Here is a 23,579-nt window from a genome sequence, read left to right on the forward strand (position 1 = left end):
CAATGTCCTGCCCAAAGATTCTCATCTTAAGGAGAGTTTTGGATGAAAAAAGTAGAAAGCACCTCTCTTGATATAAGGAAGCAAAACATCAGCGAACTGATGCGGCTTTTTCCTGACGCGGCCACAGACGGGAAAATAGATTTTGAAAAATTGCGGGCTTTGCTAGGCGAGACAGTCGAAACAGGCAGGGAGCGCTATGAGTTCAGCTGGAATGGAAAATCGCAGGCTTTGAAAATCGCCCAGGCGCCTTCCACCGGAACGCTCCGCCCTGATAAGGCTTCGAGCAAGAGCTGGGACTCCACTGAAAACCTCTATATTGAAGGCGATAATCTGGAGGTCCTCAAGCTTTTGCAAAAAGCGTATTTCGGTAGTGTAAAGATGATTTATATCGACCCTCCGTACAATACCGGCCGCGATTTTGTATACAAGGACAATTTTATCGACAATCTGCAAAACTACAAGGAAGTGACGGGCCAGGCGACGAAGGCGAACGCGGAAACGAGCGGGCGCTTCCATACCGATTGGCTGAACATGATATACCCGCGGCTGAAGCTTGCCAGGAACTTGCTTTCGGACGATGGGGTGATCTTCATTTCCATTGATGACCACGAGGTAACAAACCTTCGCGCCGTCTGCAACGAGATTTTCGGCGAAATCAATTTCGTCGCCCAGCTGCCGACCATCATGAACCTGAAAGGGAACAATGACCAATACGGCTTTTCGGGAACACATGAATACACACTTGTTTATGCAAAAAACATTGCCAATGAGGATTCGGTTGGCGAGCTGCCGCTGACAGAGGAAGATATCGGCGATTATAGCCTCAAGGATGAGAAGGGCTATTACAAGCAGGGCGCGACGCTGATGCGGACAGGCGAGGCGGGCGCGCGTGAAAAACGCCCGAAAGGCTATTATCCGATTTACATCACGAAGGACCTTTCGCGCATATCGATTGAGCGAATGAATGCCGAAGACTACGAGGTGTTTCCGAAAACAGCCGACGGCAAGGAAATGTCATGGCGGCGCTCGAAGGAAACACTCGCTGAAACGTACGATGAGATCATTGTGAAAAAGACTGCGAACGGCATTTCTTTTTACAAAAAGCAGCGCCTTGAAGAGGACAAGGGCATTCGCGGCAAAAAACCGAAATCCCTTTTCTACAAGCCGGAATACAGTTCGGGGAATGGGACGAATTTGCTGAAAAGCCTGTTTAACGGAAAGGTGTTCGACAACCCGAAGCCGCTTGAGCTTATTAAGGATTTCATCCTGATTGGGTCGGGAGAGGATGACCTCATCCTCGATTTCTTCTCAGGTTCCGCCACCACCGCACATGCCGTCATGGACGTGAACAGGGAATACGGCAGCAAGCGGAAGTTCATAATGGTCCAGCTTCCTGAACGGACAAGCCCTGATTCGGAAGCGGCGAGGGAAGGATTCGAGACGATTTGCGAAATTGCGAAAGAGCGCATCCGCCGCGCTGGGAAAAAGATGGATGCCGGGGAAGGAGCGGACCTAGATACCGGATTCAAGGTGTACAGGCTCGATAGCTCGAACATCAAGGCATGGGACCCGGACACCGACAATCTCGAAAAAAACCTGTTCGACCTTGAGAACAGCATCAAGGAAGGCCGGACGAAGGAAGACCTTCTTGCCGAGATGCTCCTGAAGGTTGGAATCCCACTGACGGAAACAGTCGAGGAAATCCAAATATCCGGAAAGTCGATTTTTAAGGCCGGCAATGGGGCAGTCTTGCTTTGCCTTGAAGATGAAATCACCCTTGAGCTTGTCAATGGGCTGGCGAAGCATAAACCGGACCATGCAGATGTGAAGGTGATCTTTAAGGAATCCGGCTTCCCGGATGATACGGTCAAAACAAACGCGATCCAGACGCTAAAGAAAAACGGAATACTCGATGTCAGGAGCGTGTAGGCCGATGAAATTGAAATTTATTTCTGACCTGGCCTACCAGCGGCGGGCAATTGATTCGGTTGTTAACATTTTTAAAGGACAGCCGTTGAAGCAGTCAAACTTCACTGTTTCATACGGGGAAGGCGCCGGGATGCTTCAAACCGACCTTGGAGTGGGGAACAGGCTGGATTTGACCGGGGAAGAAATTCTGAAAAATGTCCAAGGAATCCAAGTGGAAAATGGCCTTGCTAGAAGCGATATGCTTGATGGCATGAATTTTACCGTCGAGATGGAGACCGGTACAGGGAAAACGTACGTGTACTTGAGGACAATCTTTGAATTGAACCGGAAATACGGCTTTTCAAAGTTTGTCATCGTCGTTCCGTCCGTTGCGATCCGGGAGGGCGTCCATAAATCGCTTGAGGTGACGAAACAGCATTTTGCGGAACTTTATGACCGGACCCCGCTCGAGTATTTTGTTTATGATTCCGACAAGCTTGATCAGGTGCGCAATTTTGCGACCGCGACAGCCATCCAGGTGATGATCATCAACATTGATGCCTTCCGGAAAAGCTTTGATGATCCGGACAGGGAGGATAAATCGAACCTCATACACCGCGCGAATGACCGGATGAATGGATACCGCCCAATTGAGTTCATCCAGCAGACGAACCCAATCACCATCATCGATGAACCGCAAAGCGTTGATACAACGCCAAAGTCTAAAGAAGCAATTTCCTCGCTGCGGCCGCTTTGCACACTTCGCTTTTCAGCGACTCATGTGGAAAAATACAACATGGTTTACAGGCTTGACGCGGTCGATGCGTATAATGAAAAACTCGTTAAAAAAATCGAGGTCATGTCGGTCCGTTCCGAGGAGGATCATAACCTTCCTTACATGAAGCTGATTGAAGTGAAGCCCGGAAAGGCGAAGCTTGAACTGGATGTGGAAACACGGGGAAAAGTGAAGCGTACAGCCAAAACGGTGAAAAACGGCGACGACCTGTTCGACGTTTCAGGCGGTAGGGAACTATACCGCAACTTGTTCGTGGAGCAAATCGATTGGACTGAAGGCAGCGAGTCAATCGAGGTAAACGGGAACAGGCTTGCGGTTGGAGAGGCAATCGGCGCTCATGGGGAAGATAATTTGAAACGGTATCAAATCCGTAAAACAATCGAAGAGCACCTTGATAAAGAATTGCAGCTGAAGCCTAAAGGCATCAAGGTGCTGAGTTTATTTTTCATCGACAAGGTTGCCAACTACCGTGATTACGACCGGAACGGAAACCCGGTTCCCGGGATCTATGCGGAGATTTTTGAAGAAGAATACCGGAAGCTGATCCGGAAGCCAAAATACCGGGGCCTTTTCGAAGACATCGATGAGGAATCCGCGCAGGCAGCCAGGATCCACAACGGTTATTTTGCCCAGGATAAAAAAGGCGTTTTGAAGGATACGAAAGGTAACACAGCCGCCGATACTGATGTTTACTCGCTCATTATGAAAGAGAAGGAACGGCTCCTCAGCCTGGATGAGCCGCTTAGGTTCATTTTCTCTCATTCCGCGCTCCGTGAGGGATGGGATAACCCGAATGTGTTCCAGATTTGTACGTTAAAGGATACAGCGGGGACGTATGTAAGCAGGCGCCAGGAAATCGGCCGTGGCTTACGGCTTGCCGTAAACCAGTCAGGAGAGCGCGTTGATGATTACAATATCAACACGCTTACCGTAATGGCAAATGAATCGTATGAAGAGTTTGTCGCAAATCTTCAGAAGGAAATGGAAGAGCAGACAGGGATTGTTTTTGGGAAAATTGAAGCGCATACGTTTGCGAAGCTCGGTTATTTTAATCCGGAAACCGATGAACTGCTGGCTCTTGGTTATGATAAATCGGCGGAGCTGTACGCCTGGCTGAAGGCTGCCGGGTATGTGGACAGGAAAGACAAAGCAACTGGCTCCCTGAAGGAAGCCATGGAAACAGGCGAGCTTCCGCTTCCGGACGAATTTGCCCCTTGGTCATCGGCCATCCTGAGGGAATTGAATCATGTAGTAAACCGCCTGCCGATCAAGGACGCTGCCAAGAAGCGGAAAGTGAAGCTGAATAAAGCAATCCTCGATTCAGCCGAGTTTCTTGAGCTTTGGGACAAAATTAAATACAAAACAGTCTATTCCGTCGAATTCGATAGCAGTGAGCTGATCGAAAAAGCGGCTGCGGGAATTTCCTCGATGCCTAAAATCGACAGGGTGCGGATCATCTCGCGTAAGGATAGAATCTCGGGCATTGACAGATTATCAGGCGTCGAAGGTTCGATGACAAGCGAGCGTGTCGAAGATCATATTGCTCCAGGCCATGTGCTGCCCGACATCATCACCGAGCTGCAGAACCGGACAAACTTGACCAGGAAGACAGTAGTACGGATTTTGGCCTCATGCGGAAGGCTGGACGATTTTAAAAACAATCCGCAAAGGTTCATTGAGGAAGCTTCGAAAATCATTCAGCGGGAAATGAGGCTACTGCTCGCCGATGGGGTCCGGTACCACAAAATTGGGGATGGCGCATGCTACGCGGTCGAACTTTTCAAAAGTGAGGAATTACTCGCCTATTTGAACGACAACGCACTGCCAAGCAGAAAGTCCCCTTTTGATTATGTGCTGTACGATTCATATACAATCGAGGCTAAGTTCGCCGAACGGTTCGAAAATGACCCGGATGTCAAGGTTTACGTTAAGCTGCCGGGCTGGTTCAAGATTGATACGCCAGTCGGCAATTATAACCCGGACTGGGCCGCGGTCATCACAAAAGATGGAGTGGAAAAGCTGTACTTTGTCATCGAGACGAAAGGGACTACCATCGAGTCCGGGCTACGTCCCGAAGAACTGGCGAAAATCAAATTCGCAAAAAAGCACTTTGAAGCAATTGACGCACGCATAGCTTTTGCCGGACCAGAAAGCGATGTAAATGAATTTATGCTGAAAGTAAATGGATGAAGCAGCCCGGGGAACCCCCGGGCTTTTTTGTTGTCTAGGAAATTATAAAGTGGAACCTTGTGGATAACTCGAAACAAGATATTGTAATCCAGCTCCACAAGGAAAGCTACGGTAGCATAGCATCGCACGAAGGAAAAGTGTTCTTCTTTTCCGAGGAGCGCCTAGCCCCTCGAGGTCATAAGCCGGTTCCCTTCGGAGGGCAGGCCCGTCCTGCGGGCCCCGTCTTATGCTGGTCGGGGCTGACCACTAAGGAAAGCTCCTAAGAATAATCATCGCAGGGACAGGCGGCCTTTGCCTGTCACGAAGGCGCTTGCGCATTTTGTTCCGGAATTCCGGCGCTTTACGGATACCGCCGCCATTGTTACGATTAAAGAAACAAAATCGCGCGGAGGAACACATGAAAAAGGAAATTACAATAGTACTCGCCCCCGATTCGTTCAAGGAATGCATGACGGCGAAAGAGGCGTGCGAGGCGATGGAACGGGGAATAAATAAATCCGGCTTTCCCACCCGCTGCATCCACGTCCCGATGGCCGATGGCGGAGAAGGGACAATGCGGTCACTAGCGGATGCCACAGGTGGGCGGATTTTCACAAAAACGGTCAGCGGCCCTCTTGGGGAAGACGTAGATGCGGAGTATGCAATCCTGGGCGACGGGGAAACGGCGGCGATCGAAATGGCGGCCGCGAGCGGAATCCATCTTTTGCCGAAGGAGAAACGCAACCCGCTCATAACGTCGACCTATGGGACTGGGCAGCTGATTAGCGCCTGTCTTGACCTCGGCATTAAAAAGCTGCTGATCGGCATTGGCGGAAGCGCCACAAATGACGGCGGCGCCGGAATGGTCCAGGCGCTTGGCGGACGGTTCCTCGATGAAAACGGGAATGAACTTCCCAAAGGGGGAGGAAGCCTTGGAAAACTTCGCGGGATCGACCTTGATAGGCTCGATCAACGGCTGAAATCTATTGCTGTCGAGGTTGCCTGCGACGTATCGAACCCTCTTTGCGGGCCAGAGGGTGCTTCCCGTGTTTTCGGGCCGCAAAAAGGGGCGAGTCCGGAAATGGTTGAAACGCTTGACGAAAACCTGAGGAATTTTGCTGAGGTCATCAAAAAACAGCTTGGTAATGATGTCATAGATATTCCTGGAGCAGGAGCGGCAGGCGGGCTTGGCGCCGGGCTAATGGCATTCATGCAAGCCAGCCTGAAACCGGGAATTAGCCTTATTATCGAATACACCGGGCTGGAGGAAAGAGTAAAAAACGCGGATATGGTCTGGACCGGGGAAGGAAGCATTGATTTTCAGACCCAATACGGGAAGACGCCGTACGGAGTCGCAGAACTCGCTAAAAACTGGAACAAGCCAGTCATTGCCTTTGCAGGAAAAATCGGCAATGCCATTGAACCGCTCTATGAAAAAATTGATGCAATTTTCGGGATTACAGAGGGCGCTGTTCCGTTGGAGGAAGCCCTGGCGAAGGGACCCAGGAATTTGGAAAGGGCGTCCGAAAATGTGGCAAGGCTTCTTGCAATTAAAAAGGATTGCAAATTCTTCTATGATGAATAGGCTGGATATTAGAATTAGTGGATCCCCCTTTGATGAATAAAGCTCCAGTTTGCTTATGAAGACAATTTAGAGTGTGGTTTACGTTCGAAAGTGTTTTCATGGACGAAAAGCCCCACTTAAATAATACCCATTCATTACAATCAGAATATTAAATTTCATCGCCGCCCGGCCATTCCCTGGGCGGCGGTTCATTTTTGACGGCTAAACCCCCATATAGTTAAACTGAGAAAGAATGGAAAATAAAGTTTATGGGGGAGAGAGAATGGTAGAGATAAAACGGCTTACAGACTGTACATTCAATGAGGCCCTGACAGCCTGGAACACTGGCTTCGAGGAGTATTTTGTAAATTTGACGATGGACATCGAAACGTTCCTGAGGAGGTTTCCGGCTGAGGATCTTTCGCCATCGATGAGTGTCGTAGCCTTTGTTGACGGAGAGCCTGCAGGGCTGATCGTGAATGGAATACGCACGATCAAAGGGGTAAAAACGGCCTGGAACGGAGGCACGGCAGTCGCGGTGAAATTCCGGAAGAAGGGCGTTGGGCGGGCGCTTATGCAAGCAACGCTCGATCTTTATAAGCAGGAAGGCGTCCAGCTCGCGATGCTTGAAGCCATTAAAGGAAACGATAAAGCGATTACTCTCTATGAAAGTTTGGGCTATGAAACCGTTGATGAGCTAGAATTCCTTGAACTAAAAGGGAAGCTTGCCGAAAGCCCATTTCCTGACAGGAAAGGGTTCTCAGTTAAGAAAGCGTACCCTGCCCAGGTTGGCAACCTTTCTTTTTACAAGGGCGGAAATCCATGGCAGACGCATTGGCAAAGCGCGAAGGATGCCGAAGCGATTATTATGTCTGATGAAAACGGAAAAGATGTGGGATATGCGTATTTCAAAAAGGCGTTTAATGGAGAAGGCGTCCATATTTCAACTACCCTTTGCCAATGCGAAGCCGACGAAAGCAGGGAAGATGCGAAGGAAATCCTGCAGGCTCTGTTAATGCAGGTTTTTGGATCCTTTGAGGAAGATATTAGACGGGTAGTCCTGAATTTACCGAAGGAAAGAAGCCGGCTAACCCATGAAACACTGAAGGACATCGGCTTTACGCCATTTGCCTACCAGGTCATGATGAACCGTGAAATGGAATAACGTTCCGGGGGGAAACAATATGGAATCTACCATCAGAAAATTGGCTGGGGATGAATTCCTTGATTTTGCTTATATTGCCATACAGGCCTTTCCGGCAAATAAGGAAAACACACCAGAATATAAGCAGAAACTCGCGGCTAATCTCCGCCGCATCCATGAAGAATCCGGAACGATCGAGTTTTACGGCCTTTTCAGGGACAGGAAACTCCTTGGCGGGATGAGGCTCCACACATTTGAAATGAATCTTTTTGGAAAAATAGTGCCTGCCGGGGGAGTCGGACTTGTCGCCGTCGACCTTTTGCATAAAAAAGAGAAGGTTGCCAAAGAGTTGATTGGCCATTTCATTCGCTACTCCCGGGAAAAAGGTGCGTCGATGGCGTTGCTCTATCCTTTCAGGCCGGATTTTTATAAAAAAATGGGCTTCGGTTATGGGACGAAGATGAATCAGTACAGAATCAGGCCTGACAGCTTTCCATCAAACGGAAGCAAGGAAGGGCTCGCGGTGCTGGGCGAGGCCGATAAGGAAAAAATCCGGGAATGCTATAACCGATACGCGAAGAAAACACATGGCATGATTCTCAAAAATGGTTTCGACATGGATGCTCTTTTTAAAAACCCCGATAACCGCGTTCTCGGCGCATTCAATGGCGAGGAGCTGAACGGCTATATCGTGTATGGATTTGAGCAGGTGGATAAGCAAAATTTCCTCCGTAATAATCTTGTTATCAGGGAGTTCATTTATGAAACGCCGGACGCCCTTACAAGCATTGCCAAGTTCCTGAATTCACAGTCTGACCAGATTGAGCGGATTGTCCTGAATACACAGGATGACGGTCTTGAATATATGCTGGGGGACGCGCGGAATGGCAGCGAATACTTGATTCCAAGTGTCTTTCACGAAACGAATCGGGCAGGCGTCGGCCTGATGTACAAGGTCATCGACTTTAATAAGGTGATTGTCGACCTGGAGGGCCGGACTTTCAACAACGTGACAGCAAATTTTACAATGGTTGTCCACGACAGCTTTGAGTCGGGCGCACCTGCAAAAATCAGCTTCAGGATTGAAGACGGCAAGCTATTGAAAGGGAAGGCGGAGGATTGCGAGGTTGAAATTGAAATGGATATCGCGGATTTCTCCTCCTTGATGGCCGGATCAGTCGACTTTGGGAAGCTGCACCGGTATGGAAGGTTGAAGCTTAGCAGACCCGAATTTGCTCCCCTCATGGAACAGGCTTTCCGAGTTAATGAAAAACCATTTTGCACCACGCCTTTTTAAAAAATAATTCAGTACAAAAAACGCCGGTCAAGATCAAACCGGCGTTTTTGATTCTATGGAATTGTACCCATTTACGCTAACGGTCCAGCTAACAATCTAGTTGGCCAGCCGGGAGCATACTTTGTTTTTTCCGTCGCGTTTTGCCTGGTAAAGAGCGGTGTCTGCTTCCCTGATTAAATCTTTCGGGGAAAACTGGGCGTCAGGCACAATCGTCGCATGTCCGGCGCTTATGGTGATATAGGAGTCGATTTCCGAAGTTGTATGAGGGATTTCCTGCTTCCTGACTGACTCCCTGATCATCTCGGCAATCACCAAGGCCCCGGCTTTATCTGTTTCTGGCAGAAGAATGATGAATTCTTCTCCGCCATATCTTGCCGCAAGGTCCCTCGGCCGTTTAAGTGAATCCCGGATAATCGATGCGACCTGCTTAAGGCAGTCATCGCCGGCTAGGTGGCCGAACGTGTCGTTGTAAAGCTTAAAGCAGTCGATATCAAGCATGATTGCGGATATAGGCGTTTCATTTGTTTTGTTCCGCTCCCATTCCTTTTCAAGGGCTTCCTCGAAATAACGCCGGTTCGGAATGCCGGTCAGGCCGTCGAGGGAAGAAAGCATCTTCAGGAAGTCGTTCGCGGATTCGAGGCTTTTCTCCTTTTCTTTCCGCTGAGTCGCATCGCGGGATATCGCCAGGTAGGAGTCAATTTCACCCTTTTCATTCAAAAGCACCTTCGCGACCGTATCAATCCACCGATAGCTGCCGTCCTTCTGTCTGTGACGGTAAACAATTGAAAAATAGTCCTTTACCCCGATGAGATTTTCAAGCTGGGCTTTTTCAAATTCCGTGGCGTCTTCTTCATGGATGAAACCGAATACATTTTTTCCGATCAGATCGTCCGGCTCATATCCGAGAATATCCCTGCAGGCAGAAGAAATGTAGTCATAGCAACCATTGGGATCAAGGAAGGCGATGACGTCTTTTGAGTTCTCGGTAATGAACCGATAGCGTTCTGTCGCTTTCTGAAGGTCTTTTTCAAGGCGCTTTCGTTCTGTGACGTCGCGAAAGATTGCCTGGATTGAGGGAAGCCCTTCATATTCAATCGCTTTATGGGTAATTTCGATGGTTAGTTTTTGGCCGCCGGGAATGATTATTTTAAAATGGCGCGTTTCTTCTTCCCCCATGATGTTTTGGAGCTCACCAAGCCTTACCTTCGTCCTGCTGTGGTAGGCGGGGCTGATAAAGTCATAAATGGACTTTTGGTGCAATTCTTTCATGGACATTCCGACCAAAGCGCAGGCTTTTTCATTAGCGAAAATAATAACGCCGTCACGGTGGACGATGATTGGTTCAGGTGAATAGGCCACAAGGTCGCGATACCGTTTCTGGCTTTCCTTCAAATCCTTTTCTAGAAGCTTTTCCTTCGTGATATCCTCCACATGTGCGATTGTATACTTAGGCTCGCCGTCTCCGCCAAGAATAAATGATGCCGAAAGTTTCCCGATGAACATCTCGCCGTTCTTCCTGCGGTACCTTTTTTCCTTCGTATAGGAAAGCTTCTTTTTTACAGCCTGTTCATAAAGCTCCCTGTCCTTCTCACGGTCTTCAGGAAAGGTCAGGTCAATGAAACTGAGAGTTTTCAATTCTTCCATGGTATACCCGATCATTTCGATGAATTTCGGGTTGGCGTCCAATAGCTGGCCGCTTTTATCCGCAATCATGATCCCGAGCGCGGAATGGAAGAACATCGTGTCAAGCTTCCTGTTTTTATCAATAATTTCATTCTGTAAGTTTTTCGCGGACTGCTTCGCTGAATTAAGCCGAAAGAGGGTGTGGACGCACAGGGCAATGGCCGCGAGAGAAACCGATAATAGGAGAGTATCCATATTTTTAATATGTAAGTATAACAAAGCTGGAAGTGTCAACATTGCTACAATAATGGCCCCATATTTCAAAAAGCATCACCCAATTTCATTATACATCATATCAATTGGTTAAGGTTGCCTTAATTTACAATTTTCTTACAAAAAGAGAGGGGATCACGTAAAAAAACTCAGGCTCATGCTGCGACATCCCTCTTTGAAAATATCAAAAAAGCGAGTAAATGAAAAATTGTGAAGTAGAGAAACAGTATCATGATGGAAAAGCCAAGCGTCATCCCCGGAATCGGAGGCGTGCCATCAAGGTAGACGGTAAGGTTCGTATTCGCAAAAAGGAAATACTTTGTCCATTCGAACCTGCCAGCAAGGAGCATAGTCAATGTACTGCCGGTGAGAAGCAGGAACAATGATATCCCTATTGCAAGCGAACTGTTCCGGAAAACAGCCGATATCATGAAAGCCATCGTCGCAACCATCAGTATGTCAATGGAGCTAAGCAAATATTCGGCAATTAGCTGCAGGGCGATGTTCTGTTCAACCACATGCCCGCCGGTATAAACGAGGTGGGGAGCAGGTTGGTCCGGAAGCCCGAAAAGGATTATGCCCACCAACAGGGAAAAGACAAACAGCAAGGTTAATAGGCCAACGCCAAAAACGAGTACGGCCAAATACTTGGAAAGAAGGATTTTCCATCTCGCTATCGGCCTGATCAGCAGGAGCTTAATCGTTCCCCAGGAAAATTCGGATGAAACGATTCCCGCCGCGATGACAATGGCAAAAAGCCCGACAAAGCTGATAAAGCTTTTTGCATCTCCAACGAATGACCAAACATGCATACCGGCCGGGGGAGCCATATCATGCAGGATGCGGTATTCCTTGATTGCGATTTCCCGTTTGTAAAATTGCACAAGGTTCGAGTTGTTCTTGCCGAAATTTTCGAGAGAGGCCTGGTCATTCACAATCTGTTTTTCAAGCTCCGCCTTCCAATGGGGATTTTCCTTCGGAGGGCTGTCGTACTCCTCGTATTTTGAAAGCCCGGCCATGCCCATTACCAGGACGGCAATAAGGCCAATCATGACATACGTTCCGGCCCTGCTGAAAATTTTTACTAATTCGTTTAGTACTAGATTCTTCATGAATGCCCCTCCTTAGTTGGCCGTAATCTCGAGGAATCGGTCTTCCAATGTTTTCGATTCCGCTTTCACTCCGAAAACGGCAACGTCCGCCCCGATTAATTTTTTCAGAATGGAAGGAATGTCTTCCCGCCTCGCGCTGACCGTAAAGCCGCCGTCCGTGAGCTTGGCGCCCCAATCAGCCTGAAGCCAGCGGGCAGATTCTCCAAGCGGGCCTGTTTCAAATGAATAACTGCTTCCGGTTTCGGCTACGAAGTCATTCACTTCCTGGACCTGGACAAGCTCGCCATGCTGGATGATGGCGATCCTGTCACACATCAGCTCCATTTCTGATAAGAGATGGCTCGAAACAATTACGGACATTCCTTTTTCCCGGGAAAGCATCCTAAGGTGGTCCCTGATTTCCCGGATTCCGGCTGGATCGAGTCCGTTGGTCGGTTCATCGAGGATGAGGAGCTTTGGGTCATGCAGGAGGCACTGGGCAAGCCCGAGCCGCTGCCTCATTCCGAGTGAATACGTTTTTACTTTGTCATGTATCCTATCGGCGAGCCCGACAAGGTGAACGACATCCGAGATTTTATTCTTTGTTATGCCGCCGTGCATTCGGCTGTATTGAAGGAGATTTTGATAGCCTGATAGAAACTTGTACATTTCGGGATTTTCAACAATCGCCCCGACATTCCCAATCGCTTCTTCAAATTTATTCCGGATGCTGCTACCGCAAATAATGATATCTCCTTCGGTTATATCCATGAGCCCGACAATCATCCTGATCGTGGTCGTTTTGCCCGCGCCATTTGGTCCAAGAAAGCCGAATACTTCACCTTTGCGGACGGTGAAGCTCAGGCCATTAATGATTGTTTTCCTTCCGATTGCCTTTTTTACATTTTTTAATTCAAGTACGGTTTCCACGGCATTGCCCTCCAAATGCTGCTCTATAAAACTTGGTTTTCAACTATAATAGTACACTATCTCTTATTGGTATTAAATCCACCCAAGAAGTAAAATGGAAGAAGTTCATAAAAATGGATGGAGAGAAAAGGTTATGGAGTTAAGGTTTGTAAAAGGATACCGGGAAGACGCGGCGTTAAGGGAGAGTTTTTTCAGCCTTGCCAGGCAAGTTTTCGGGATTCAATTTGACAGCTGGTATGAAAATGGCTATTGGACAGGCAAGTATATCCCGTTTTCCTATTGCCTTGGGGAAAGGGTGGTCGCGAATGTCTCCGTTAGCCGGATTGGCCTTTTAATTGAAGGTGAGGAAAGGAGAGGGATCCAGATAGGAACCGTAATGGTCGATCCAGAATTCAGGGGGAGGGGGCTCTCCGGAAAACTAATGGAACGAGTATTGGCAGAGTTTGAAAGAGAATATGATTTGATGTACTTATTCGCCAACCATTCCGTGCTCGATTTCTACCCTAAGTTCGGTTTTACAAGGAAAGAGGAGCACATTTTTTCACTCCCTTTTAAAAGAAAGGCGGGTTCTGGCCAATTGGGGCGGTTTCTTGACATGGGGGATGAACGGGACAGGCAGCTCCTATTTCAGCTCGCCAAGCGGCGGAGGCCGATCTCAAGCACATTCGCTGCAACCGGGACGGAAGAGCTGCTTATGTTTTATTGCTTGAACGTGTTCAAGGATTGCATTTACTATTTTGAGGAAGAAGAGTGGGTCGGCATTTTTGAGGAACAGGAGGGCGAATTGCACCTTTACGACCTCATTGGCGGTTCACTTCCAGACATTACTTCAATACTGGCGAGGATTGCTGGAGAAGAAACGAGAAGGATTATTTTTCACTTTACCCCTGAAGCGGGATTGCCGTTTGATCTCTCCACACACGCCGGAAGTGAGATTATGTTTGTCCGTGCTGCGGAGGGCTTGGTGCTTCCTGAAAAAATTAAGCATCCCATTACTTCGCAGGCGTAAAACGCAAAGCGGGTGTAGAAGACCCAAATACGGCAGCAATCAATCGAACAGAATATTAGTGAAGGAGAGGGAATAAAATGTCATTAATGCCATTGGAAAAAAGGGGAATTACGGGCAGCCGGCTTGTTTTGGGCTGCATGGGCTTCGCTGGTGACTGGGATACAGGCGTAATTGAAAAAGGAGAGCTTTTAGAAGCGGAACGCGGGCTTGATACCGCCCTGGAATCCGGTATTACGATGTTTGATCATGCGGATATTTACAAAAGAGGAAAAGCTGAAGAGGTATTCGGCAAATGCCTTAATAACAGGGCGGGCTTAAGGGAGAAAATCATTATCCAAAGCAAATGCGGAATCCGCTTTGCGGATACTGAAAATCCGGGCAGGTACGATTTTTCCAAAAACCATATTCTTGGGGCGGTGGACGGCATACTCGGGAGGCTGGGGACCGATTATTTGGATATCCTCCTTCTTCACCGTCCCGATCCCCTGATGGAGCCTGAGGAAGTCGCCGAGGCATTCAGCACCCTCATGGAATCGGGAAAGGTTAGGAATTTTGGGGTTTCAAATATGAACGTCGCGCAGATGAAGCTTCTTCAGGCTTATATAGGCAGCCCGCTAGTTGTAAACCAGATGGAAATGAGCCTGAAAAAACTCGATTGGCTCGATCAAGGGGTCCATGTCAACCAGCCTGCGGGACTGGGAACGAATTTTGCCGAAGGGCTTATCGAACACTGCATGCTTGAAACAATCCAGCTCCAGGCATGGGCGCCGCTTGCAAAGGGCATTTACTCGGGCAAAGAAGATTTTATGTCCGCCGCTGAAAAAGAAACAGCAGAACTGGTCGCAAGAATGGCAGAAGAAAAGGAAACGACAAAAGAATCAATTGTCCTTGGATGGCTAATGCGCCATCCAGCAAACATCCAGCCCGTCATCGGAACCACAAACCCCGGACGGATCCAAAACTGCCAGGACGCGCCACGCCAGGCGAAACTCATGACAAGGGAAGAATGGTACAAACTCTATATCTCTTCTAGAAGCAAACGCCTTCCATAAAAGTCGATCATGGAAATAATCGATCTGAGCCAGGCACCCTCCTTTATCCCTCAAGGGTGCCTGGGTTAAGCCTCGGGCCATTGTTTTCCCCATCATTGGTGCCTGGCCATGGGGGTGAATGCCGCCGTACGAGTTAGTCGATGTCTGGCTGGAAGCCGATGAGGTGGGCCTTTTTGTCTACGCCGACGCGGTTTTCTTCGGGGAAGGTGATGATGGAACTAATGTATTCCCAGCGGATGAGGAGGTGGGTGACGCACGTTTCTTCTATTTGTTCTTCCTTTGGGATTACGGTTCCTTCTTCGTCCCGGATCATAGTTCTTTTATAGCATGGATTTTCGACCCAGATTCCAAAATTTTCGCTTTTCACAAGTTTCGCAAGGTACCATTCTTCAGGCTGATAAATGCCCGTAACATCACCCTTCATTTCCTCGGGGAAATTGCGGAATTTAATTTGTACTTTTTGGCCTTCGAAATTCTCCAAATGCATGGCAGGAATTCCTCCCTTTATAATTTTTCTTCCCTGTACTAGTTCCTTTTGAACGGAAATTTAAACTTTAAATTTTTCGAAAGGCCGGATATATGCCGGAAATAATCAGAAAAAGCCGGAATTTAGCAGATCATGACATTTTTAAAAAAGCCTGTAACCGCAAAGGTTTGCATAAAAAATTCACCGCACGAATTCAGCCAGTCCACTTTTCCCTGTGATGTTACACAATTGACCTTAAAGTAATTGTTATATTATAATAGAAAAATAAATTCAGAAAATTTATAATAATCTAGAATGTAAAAAATATTTATTTTTATCCATTAACCGAGTGAAGCAATGTTTTATGAGAGGGGAAAAAGCATGATCGTTTTCGACAATGTCAACAAGTATTTTGGTGATTTCCATGTCCTTAAGGACATAAATTTGACAATCAACAAAGGCGAAGTTGTGGTTGTCATCGGTCCATCGGGTTCCGGGAAAAGTACGATGCTGCGTTGCATCAATAGGCTCGAGGAAATAACAACCGGCACTTTGACTGTCAATAATGTAAGCGTTAACGACAAAAAAACCGACATCAATAAGCTGAGAAGGGAAATCGGGATGGTTTTTCAGCATTTTCATTTATACCCGCATAAAACCGTCCTTGAAAATATTACATTGGCACCTATGAAAGTATTAGGAAAATCGGAGAAGGAGGCAAAGGAAACCGCAATTAAATACCTTGAGAAGGTGGGCATCCCCGATAAGGCGAATTCCTACCCGGCCCAGCTTTCCGGAGGCCAGCAGCAGCGTGTCGCGATAGCTCGCGGCCTGGCGATGAAGCCGGAGGTTATGCTATTCGACGAACCGACATCCGCGCTGGATCCTGAAATGATTGGTGAAGTACTGGATGTTATGAAAGCGCTCGCGAAGGAAGGGATGACGATGGTGGTCGTCACCCATGAAATGGGCTTCGCGAGAGAAGTGGCCGACCGGATTGTTTTTATGGATGAAGGAAGGATTCTTGAAGAGGCCACACCGGCTGAGTTTTATGAGAACCCGCGTGAAGAACGGGCCAAGTCATTTCTCAGCCGTATATTAAACCATTAAAATTCAGGAGGGAAATGTTGATGAAAAGGATTTTTAAATTAACGCTTATTTCAATGATCGCTGTACTGGTTCTCGCAGCGTGCGGAGGTAAAGACAAAGAGACAAGCGGTGAAGGCAGCAAAGACAAAGGCGTCATGGATCAAATTGAAAAACGCGACAAAATCATCTTTGGCGTCAAGCATGATACAAGGCTGTTCGGCCTGAAGAATCCAAGCACGGGAGATGTTGAAGGATTCGACATTGACCTTGCGAGGGCGCTGGCAAAGGAAATCCTCGGTGACGAAAACAAGGTTGAGTTTAAAGAGGTTACCTCCAAAACAAGGATTCCAATGCTTAACAATGGCGATATCGATGCTGTTGTCGCAACAATGACTATTTCCGAGGAGCGTAAAAAGGAAGTAGACTTCACGGATGTGTATTTCCAGGCGGGACAATCCCTGCTCGTCAAAAAGGGCAGCAAGGTCAAAGGGCTTGACGATTTGAAAAAAGGTACTAAGGTATTGGCGGTAAAAGGATCCACATCAGCACTCAATATCCGTGAAAAAGCCCCTGAAACACAAGTGCTTGAGTTTGAAAACTACGCGGAAGCGTTCACTGCCCTCAAGTCGGGAAAAGGCGACGCGCTGACCACGGATGACTCCATCCTTTACGGAATGGCTGATGAAGACCCGTCATTTGAACTTGTAGGCGGCACATTTACTGAAGAACCATACGGAATTGCCGTTAAAAAAGGCAATAAGGATCTTGTTGATAAGCTGAACGAGGCGTTGAAGGCAGTCAAGGATTCAGGCAAATATGATGAAATCAAGGATAAGTGGATTAAACAGCAATAATCGGCAATTGAAATTGGGATGGGCCTTCCTGGCTCATCCTGATTGCTTCATGTGGCAAAATGTTTGCCTGATCGGCAAAATGCTAGAGAGGTGACGCGGGTGGACTTTTCAATTTTAACAAATAACCTCGACCTCTATCTCGAGGGATTTAAAGTAACAATCATTGCAAGCATAATCGCGCTAATTTCCAGTTTCCTGCTTGGAACCATTATCGCTGTTTTCAGAATTTCTCCTTTCAAGCCTTTAAACTGGCTTGGGACTGCCTATGTTGAATTTGTCAGGAATATTCCTGTCCTAATCATCGCTTTCTTTTTCTTCTTCGGGATGTCTTCGGTAGGGGTGGATTTCGACGGAATGACGGCGGGAACGATCGCGTTGTCCATCTACACCTCGGCGTTTATCACCGAAGCAATCAGGGCGGGAATCCTTGCGGTACCGAAAGGACAGATGGAAGCTGCCCGTTCGTCGGGGTTGACCTACAACCAGGCAATGCTTTCGATTATCCTGCCGCAGGCAATAAAAATGGTTATTCCGCCTCTTGGCAACCAGTTTATCAATCTCGTAAAAAACTCATCGATCCTGGGCGTCATCGCCGGGATGGATTTGATGTATCAGGGTGACATTATATCCTCCAGGACTTTTGTCATATTTGATACGTATATCATCGTAGCGCTGTTTTACCTGGTGTTGACAATACCGCTCAGCCTTGGGGTCGGGTATTTGGAACGCCGGATGGCGCGGAGCAATTAAGGGGGTACCCGGATGGATTTTATCGGCGCTTATTCGTTTGACCACTTGAAATTTCTTTTCCAGGGATTCGGGATTACCCTTCTGGTCGCTGGAATTGCCATCATTTGCAGTTTTATTATTGGGGGGGCCATCGGGACAGCCCGGTATGCGAAAATCCCGGCAGTTTCACAGGTGTTGGCGGTTGGGGTTGAAACTATCCGTAATTTGCCCTTGCTGCTCATTATATTCTTCACGTATTTCGCCCTTCCGGAAGTTGGGCTTAAGCTTCCAGTAACCACCGCGGCGATTGTCGCGCTGACGATATTCGAATCGGCGATGCTATCGGAAATCATCCGCAGCGGCCTCAATTCGATTGAGAAAGGACAAATTGAAGCGGCGCGCTCATCTGGCCTGGGATATGTTCAGACAATCAGGTATATCGTTATGCCCCAGGCGCTTAGAAGGATGGTTCCGCCAATTGTCAGCCAATTTATTTCCCTCTTAAAAGACACCTCATTGGCGGTCGTAATTTCACTTCCGGAACTGACTCACAATGCCCAAATCATTTACGGACAAAAGGATGGCTACGTCATTCCGATGCTCGTAATCCTTGCGTTCATGTATTTTACCGTCAACTACCTGCTGTCAATTTTAGCCGGAAAACTCGAACTCAAAAAAGCCTGATTTCCTCTAAAGGATTCAGGCTTTTTTCTTATAGTGCCAATATATTACATTTAGACTCTGCCGCCAAGGAAAGGATGGTTGTATGTCCATAACGGAAACAGTCGTTTTTTCTGTCGTGGACCATTGACATTCCACCGGGCGCCAGTATTGGGGTTTCCTACTCCTGAGGCCGGTGGCCGTAACCACCAGGATATCCTTCATGCCCATGGTGATGGTGATGTCCATATCCATAGTGGTGCCCTGGATACCCTCCGTATCCCGGATATCCTCCATGCCCCGGGTAGCCGCCATATCCCGGATATCCCCCATGGCCCGGGTACCCGCCGTATCCTGGATATCCTCCATGACCCGGAAACCCTCCATAACCTGGGAATCCCCCATGCCCTGGATAACCTCCATAACCAGGAAATCCGCCGTAACCTCCCATTCCGCCTACATGGCCGGGATAACCTGCATACCCGCCATAACCCGGATATCCCCCAAAGCCTCCCGTTGCGGTGGGGGAGCCAAACATTTGTCTATTATCCATTAGCTTACCTCCTTCAGTGTCATCCACGATAGTTTATGAGAAGTGGGATTATTTTGTGAAAGCAGCCTATCCGTTTTAGAACCTATGGTGGGCATTTTTTGGATATAACGGCCTGTCGAAAAATAGATGAGTATCTCAGCAATGGGGATATCAAGGTGAAAGTGATATACAAATTAAGGAGGCCGGGAATCTGGGCGAAAAGCTTTCTAGATAATATCCATTAACTGCAGGAAAAAGAAAAGCCTGGCTTTTAAGCCAGGCAAGACTCTTCGTTTATTCTTTTGGGTTTTCTTCCTGTGGCTTAACAGGATCGCGTTGGGGTTCGATTTCTTTTCCCGCCTGCTTTTTCTGTTCCTGTTCCAAAGAGTTGTTTTGTTCTTTTTTCTTATCCAACTTGAATCCCTCCTATCTCTCCTTAAAAACCAGTGTTATATTTCCTCTCGCTAGAAGAGTCATCTTTTGTATGGTGTTCGGCTTTCTCTTCGCGCTGTTCCATCTTTAAATCTTCCATGGGAATCGTGTCTACGTTCCTTTCACTCTCGAATTTATCAAAAAGGCTTTCGGTATCGGTTGGATATTGTTCCGGATTGTCACGTTTTCCCTGATACAAGGAAGAATTCGGCTTCTTTTCCTCTTTCTCCATCAATTATCACCTCTTTCATTTGTATACCCTTTCCCTATTGTGGCTAAAACAACAAGGGAAAATGAAATTACTTGAAAAAATTTGCCATATTTTTATCTCTCCATACATATACGTTGTTACGGATTGCGTTTTAAAAAGGTATAAACGGGTAAAGAAATGTTGTTGCATTTTTTCAAAAATCTATAAATTCTGACCAGACAGGTGATGTTTGTGAACAAAGGCCCTTTATTAATCATAGGCGGCGCTGAAGAAAAGTACAGCGGCGTCACCATCCTGGAAAAATTCGTCGACCTTTCCCTTCGAAATGAGGGCCAGGTCGGAATTTTAACAACGGCCACGAAAATTCCAGAAGAAGTGGGCGGGGAATACAAAGAGGTGTTTCAAAACCTAGGGATAAGAAATCCAATCACCTTGGATGTGGATTCCCGGGAAAAGGCCGAGGACCCAAAAATACTTAAGGATGTAGAGGGCCTTTCCGCATTATTCATTACAGGCGGAGACCAAAGCAGGCTAACGCAAATGATAACCGGCACAAAATTGCACAGGCTTTTTTTTGAAAAATGGGAACAAGGGATGGTGCTTAGCGGTACGAGCGCTGGCGCGTCCATCATGGGAAAGCATATGATCGTTAATGCGCTGACCAAGGATTCGGACGAAATTCTCCAGGTTGAAATGGATAAAGGATTCGGGTTCATGGCGAATATGCTGATTGACCAGCACTTCTCACAGAGGTCCCGATTTGACAGGCTGCTTGGGGCAATCGCGGGCAATCCGGATTTAATGGGAATTGGCATAGATGAAAACACCGCGATTCTTGTGGAAGGAGACCAATTCGAAGTGATTGGCGAGCATCAGGTATTGATCCTTGACGGGAAGGAAAATAGTTTTGTCGAAGTAAATAAAACCGAGGAGGGGAGCGAAGAACTTACGCTCTCAAACTTTAAGCTTCATACCCTTACACATGGCTACAAATTCGATTTGAAAAACAGAAAACTTTTAATAAAAGGGGAGTAAAAAATGAAGATGCACCGCGTGCGGTACTTAAAGGGGCCAAACTACTTTAGTTACAAACCAACCATGTGGATTGAGCTGGATTTGGAAGAATTGGAATTCAGCCCATCAAACGAACTCCCAGGTTTTACTGAAGCATTACTTGGTACAATTCCAAGCCTTAAGGATCACACCTGTTCGCTAGGGTATCCGGGAGGATTTGTGGAAAGGCTTGAAAAAGGAACCTGGATGGGCCACATCCTTGAACATATGGCACTAGAACTGCAGTACCTTGCGGGAATAAAGGTCCGAAGAGGAAAAACGCTTACAAGCAACAAAAAAGGCATTTATTACGTAACTTACGACTGCCGAGAATCAAAATCCGGGCTTTATGCATTCGAAGCGGCGAAGGATATTGTCGAAAAAATCCTTACTGGCGCCAAATCCGTGGATGCTGGGCCATATATTGAAAAAATCGAAGACCTTTATTACACAAATAAGCTGGGCCCGAGCACGGAGGCGATTTACAATGCGGCTTTTGCGAAACAAATCCCTGTTGAAAGGGTAGGGAAGGACAGTTTATTAAGGCTGGGAACCGGTTCGAAGCAAAAATTTGTTCAGGCTACGATTACAAGCCAGACATCTTTTATGGCGGTTGAAAATTCCTGTGACAAGCAAATGACGAAAACGCTCCTCGCTGGTGCGGGAATTCCAGTTCCTGAAGGCGAGACGGCATCCTCAGCGGAGGAAGTATTCGAGGCGGCGGACCGGGTCGGTTTTCCGCTAGTAATAAAGCCATTGAACGGAAATCAGGGCCGCGGAGTCTATACGAATATTAAAAGCAGGGAGGAACTGTTCAATATTATCCATTGCATGGATACCCCTGAAAACAACTTTATCGTTGAAAGATATTACGAGGGACATGACTATCGTCTCCTGGTTGTAGATGGGGAGCTCATTGCCGCGAGCATGCGGCTGGCGCCTTTTGTTATTGGGAACGGCCAGGACTCAATCAAAGCTTTGATTGAAAAGGAAAACAAAAATCCGCTAAGGGGCGACGGCCATGAAAAACCGATGTCAAAAATCCCGATAAATGCCATCGTATCCTGCCATCTTGAAAAATCAGGCCTGACACTCGACTCCATCCCGGAACCGGGAAAGATTGTCCAGGTTGTCGGGAATGCGAATCTTTCAACCGGCGGGCAGGCCATCGATGTGACGGATGAAGTTCACCCAACGATCAGGGACGTTGCCGTTACAGCCGCCAAGGCAATCGGACTGGATGTGGCGGGCGTAGACTTTATATGCCCTGATATTTCGGCTCAGCTTGACAGGAAAAAAGCAACCATTGTTGAAGTGAACGCGGCGCCAGGAATCAGGATGCACCATTATCCGGCAAAAGGGAAGCCGCGCGATGTCGGCAAAGCAATTGTCGATTATCTCTTCAAGACAAGGGAAGATGCTTCCATTCCAATTATTTCGGTTACAGGCACGAATGGAAAAACGACAACGACGAGGATGATAAAGCACTTCCTCGAAAGGGATGGCTATACTGTTGGCATGACAAATTCAGATGGCGTCTATGTCGGGAACGAAACGATCGACGAAGGGGATTGCAGCGGACCGATCAGTGCCCGCAAAATCTTATCGAACCCTAACGTCCATGCGGCGGTCCTGGAAACAGCAAGGGGCGGCATCCTGCGTGAAGGGCTTGCATTCCGGCAATGCGATGTCGGCATCGTCACGAATGTCTCCGAAGACCATCTTGGCCTTGAGGGGATTGAAGATTTTGGCCAGCTCGTAAAACTTAAACGGCTCATTCCTGAAGTGGTCATGGAAAACGGACATTGCATTTTGAACGCCGATGATCCTGAAGTCGTCCAAATGGCAGAACACACAAGGGGCAAGGTCATTTTCACAAGCCTTTTTTATACAAATCACCATATTAGGGAAGCCGCCGAAAAAGGCTGGACGGTTTGGTTCCTTGACGAAGATAATTGGATTTCCTGCATAGAAGATGGCAATCCAAAAAGGCTTCTCCCTGCAAGGGACATCCCCGTCACGATTGAAGGAAAAGCACGGCATAACATTTCAAACCTCCTTCAGGCTTTGGCGGCTGCCCACTCGCAAGGCGTGCCTTTTGAAGTGCTCAAGGAAAAAGCGCTGACATTCAGTCCAAATAGTGAACAATCGAAGGGAAGATTCAACACGTATGAGGTTGAGGGCAGGAAGATTATCGTCGATTATGCGCACAATATTGCGGGCCTAAACGCATTTTTTGATACAGTTCGACATTTTAAAACAGGGTCGGCCATTACGGTCATTTCTTCGCCGGGAGACAGGCAGGACCACGAAATCCGAGAAATGGCCAAAATCGCGATCCGGAATTCCGACCGTCTAATCATTCGCGAAGATGAAGACTTGAGGGGCCGCGGGCCATATGAAACGGCCAATATGATGCATGCCGCTGCCCTCAAGGAAAAAGGATACTCAGGAAAACAAATTTCCATCATCCCCCAGGAGCTTAAAGCATACCAGGAAGCCTGGAATCTGTCGGCTGAGGGGGATACGCTCCTATTCCTTTATGAAAAACATTCTGTTGTAAATGAATTTTTCTCTCTGGTGAGCGGCCGTAAAAACGTGGTGGCGCGGAAAATAATCTAAAAAGGAAGGGGTTCCTTAACAAGGAGCCCTTCCTTTTTGTTTTTTTTCGACAAATGTTTCGCATTGGCCGCATTT

Annotated in this window: 20 protein-coding genes; 13 read left to right on the top strand and 7 right to left on the bottom strand. The window is 47.6% G+C overall.

The window, feature by feature from the left end; all coding sequences use genetic code 11:
• The first annotated feature begins 42 nt into the window (after nt 1-42).
• The 5 genes from DRW41_RS01815 to DRW41_RS01835 all read left to right on the top strand — a co-directional run bounded on the left by DRW41_RS01815 (nt 43) and on the right by DRW41_RS01835 (nt 8,878).
• Nucleotides 43-1,929 (top strand): site-specific DNA-methyltransferase, encoded by a 1,887-nt coding sequence (locus DRW41_RS01815; protein WP_115450250.1) that lies wholly within the window; start codon nt 43-45, stop codon nt 1,927-1,929.
• A 4-nt stretch (nt 1,930-1,933) separates the two neighbouring features.
• Nucleotides 1,934-4,894 (top strand): type III restriction-modification system endonuclease, encoded by a 2,961-nt coding sequence (locus tag DRW41_RS01820; RefSeq protein ID WP_115450251.1) that lies wholly within the window; start codon nt 1,934-1,936, stop codon nt 4,892-4,894.
• Nucleotides 4,895-5,291: 397 nt separating this feature from the next.
• On the top strand, nt 5,292-6,458 hold the full coding sequence (locus tag DRW41_RS01825; protein WP_115450252.1) for a glycerate kinase family protein: 1,167 nt from the start codon (nt 5,292-5,294) through the stop codon (nt 6,456-6,458).
• A 262-nt stretch (nt 6,459-6,720) separates the two neighbouring features.
• Nucleotides 6,721-7,602: a GNAT family N-acetyltransferase gene (locus DRW41_RS01830; RefSeq protein ID WP_181884378.1), complete on the top strand. Its 882-nt coding sequence runs from the start codon at nt 6,721-6,723 to the stop codon at nt 7,600-7,602.
• Between the two features lie 19 nt (nt 7,603-7,621).
• A complete protein-coding gene (locus DRW41_RS01835; RefSeq protein ID WP_115450254.1) occupies nt 7,622-8,878 on the top strand; it encodes a GNAT family N-acetyltransferase in 1,257 nt (418 codons plus the stop codon).
• A gap of 96 nt (nt 8,879-8,974) precedes the next feature.
• Here the strand turns inward: DRW41_RS01835 and DRW41_RS01840 are convergent, their stop codons facing one another.
• The 3 genes from DRW41_RS01840 to DRW41_RS01850 all read right to left on the bottom strand — a co-directional run bounded on the left by DRW41_RS01840 (nt 8,975) and on the right by DRW41_RS01850 (nt 12,795).
• The gene (locus tag DRW41_RS01840; protein ID WP_142752170.1) at nt 8,975-10,798 is read right to left on the bottom strand and encodes a GGDEF domain-containing protein; all 1,824 of its coding nucleotides are present in this window, start codon (nt 10,796-10,798) and stop codon (nt 8,975-8,977) included.
• 131 nt (nt 10,799-10,929) lie between these two features.
• Nucleotides 10,930-11,886, bottom strand: coding sequence for an ABC transporter permease (locus tag DRW41_RS01845; protein ID WP_115450256.1), 957 nt, complete (start codon nt 11,884-11,886; stop codon nt 10,930-10,932).
• A 12-nt stretch (nt 11,887-11,898) separates the two neighbouring features.
• The gene (locus tag DRW41_RS01850) at nt 11,899-12,795 is read right to left on the bottom strand and encodes an ABC transporter ATP-binding protein (protein WP_115450257.1); all 897 of its coding nucleotides are present in this window, start codon (nt 12,793-12,795) and stop codon (nt 11,899-11,901) included.
• A gap of 133 nt (nt 12,796-12,928) precedes the next feature.
• Here DRW41_RS01850 and DRW41_RS01855 point away from each other — a divergent pair, with 133 nt between their 5' ends.
• A complete protein-coding gene (locus tag DRW41_RS01855; RefSeq protein ID WP_181884379.1) occupies nt 12,929-13,804 on the top strand; it encodes a GNAT family N-acetyltransferase in 876 nt (291 codons plus the stop codon).
• Between the two features lie 77 nt (nt 13,805-13,881).
• Nucleotides 13,882-14,856 (top strand): aldo/keto reductase, encoded by a 975-nt coding sequence (locus DRW41_RS01860; protein WP_115450259.1) that lies wholly within the window; start codon nt 13,882-13,884, stop codon nt 14,854-14,856.
• A 133-nt stretch (nt 14,857-14,989) separates the two neighbouring features.
• On the opposite strand, the gene DRW41_RS01865 is transcribed toward DRW41_RS01860, so the two are convergent.
• A complete protein-coding gene (locus tag DRW41_RS01865; protein WP_115450260.1) occupies nt 14,990-15,343 on the bottom strand; it encodes a hypothetical protein in 354 nt (117 codons plus the stop codon).
• 360 nt (nt 15,344-15,703) lie between these two features.
• On the opposite strand from DRW41_RS01865, the gene DRW41_RS01870 reads away from it, so the two are divergent.
• From DRW41_RS01870 to DRW41_RS01885, 4 genes are all read left to right on the top strand, one after another.
• Entirely contained in the window at nt 15,704-16,432 is a 729-nt protein-coding gene (locus DRW41_RS01870; RefSeq protein WP_115450261.1) for an amino acid ABC transporter ATP-binding protein, read from the top strand.
• A gap of 20 nt (nt 16,433-16,452) precedes the next feature.
• Nucleotides 16,453-17,265 (top strand): transporter substrate-binding domain-containing protein, encoded by an 813-nt coding sequence (locus DRW41_RS01875; RefSeq protein ID WP_115450262.1) that lies wholly within the window; start codon nt 16,453-16,455, stop codon nt 17,263-17,265.
• A 99-nt stretch (nt 17,266-17,364) separates the two neighbouring features.
• Nucleotides 17,365-18,015: an amino acid ABC transporter permease gene (locus tag DRW41_RS01880; RefSeq protein WP_115450263.1), complete on the top strand. Its 651-nt coding sequence runs from the start codon at nt 17,365-17,367 to the stop codon at nt 18,013-18,015.
• A 12-nt stretch (nt 18,016-18,027) separates the two neighbouring features.
• Nucleotides 18,028-18,678 (top strand): amino acid ABC transporter permease, encoded by a 651-nt coding sequence (locus DRW41_RS01885; RefSeq protein WP_115450264.1) that lies wholly within the window; start codon nt 18,028-18,030, stop codon nt 18,676-18,678.
• A gap of 157 nt (nt 18,679-18,835) precedes the next feature.
• Here the strand turns inward: DRW41_RS01885 and DRW41_RS22610 are convergent, their stop codons facing one another.
• The 3 genes from DRW41_RS22610 to DRW41_RS01895 form a co-directional block, all read right to left on the bottom strand.
• Nucleotides 18,836-19,207, bottom strand: coding sequence for a hypothetical protein (locus DRW41_RS22610; protein WP_181884380.1), 372 nt, complete (start codon nt 19,205-19,207; stop codon nt 18,836-18,838).
• Nucleotides 19,208-19,480: 273 nt separating this feature from the next.
• Entirely contained in the window at nt 19,481-19,600 is a 120-nt protein-coding gene (locus DRW41_RS01890; protein ID WP_115450265.1) for a 3-methyladenine DNA glycosylase, read from the bottom strand.
• A gap of 22 nt (nt 19,601-19,622) precedes the next feature.
• Nucleotides 19,623-19,850 carry a YczO family protein gene (locus tag DRW41_RS01895; RefSeq protein ID WP_115450266.1) on the bottom strand — a complete coding sequence of 76 codons (228 nt, stop codon included), beginning with the start codon at nt 19,848-19,850 and terminating at the stop codon, nt 19,623-19,625.
• A 210-nt stretch (nt 19,851-20,060) separates the two neighbouring features.
• On the opposite strand from DRW41_RS01895, the gene DRW41_RS01900 reads away from it, so the two are divergent.
• On the top strand, nt 20,061-20,864 hold the full coding sequence (locus DRW41_RS01900) for a cyanophycinase (protein WP_245959312.1): 804 nt from the start codon (nt 20,061-20,063) through the stop codon (nt 20,862-20,864).
• Between the two features lie 3 nt (nt 20,865-20,867).
• Nucleotides 20,868-23,504: a cyanophycin synthetase gene (gene cphA / locus DRW41_RS01905; RefSeq protein WP_115450268.1), complete on the top strand. Its 2,637-nt coding sequence runs from the start codon at nt 20,868-20,870 to the stop codon at nt 23,502-23,504.
• Nucleotides 23,505-23,579 lie beyond the last annotated feature (75 nt).

The organism is Neobacillus piezotolerans (assembly GCF_003362805.1).
Lineage (GTDB): Bacteria > Bacillota > Bacilli > Bacillales > Cytobacillaceae > Bacillus_D > Bacillus_D piezotolerans.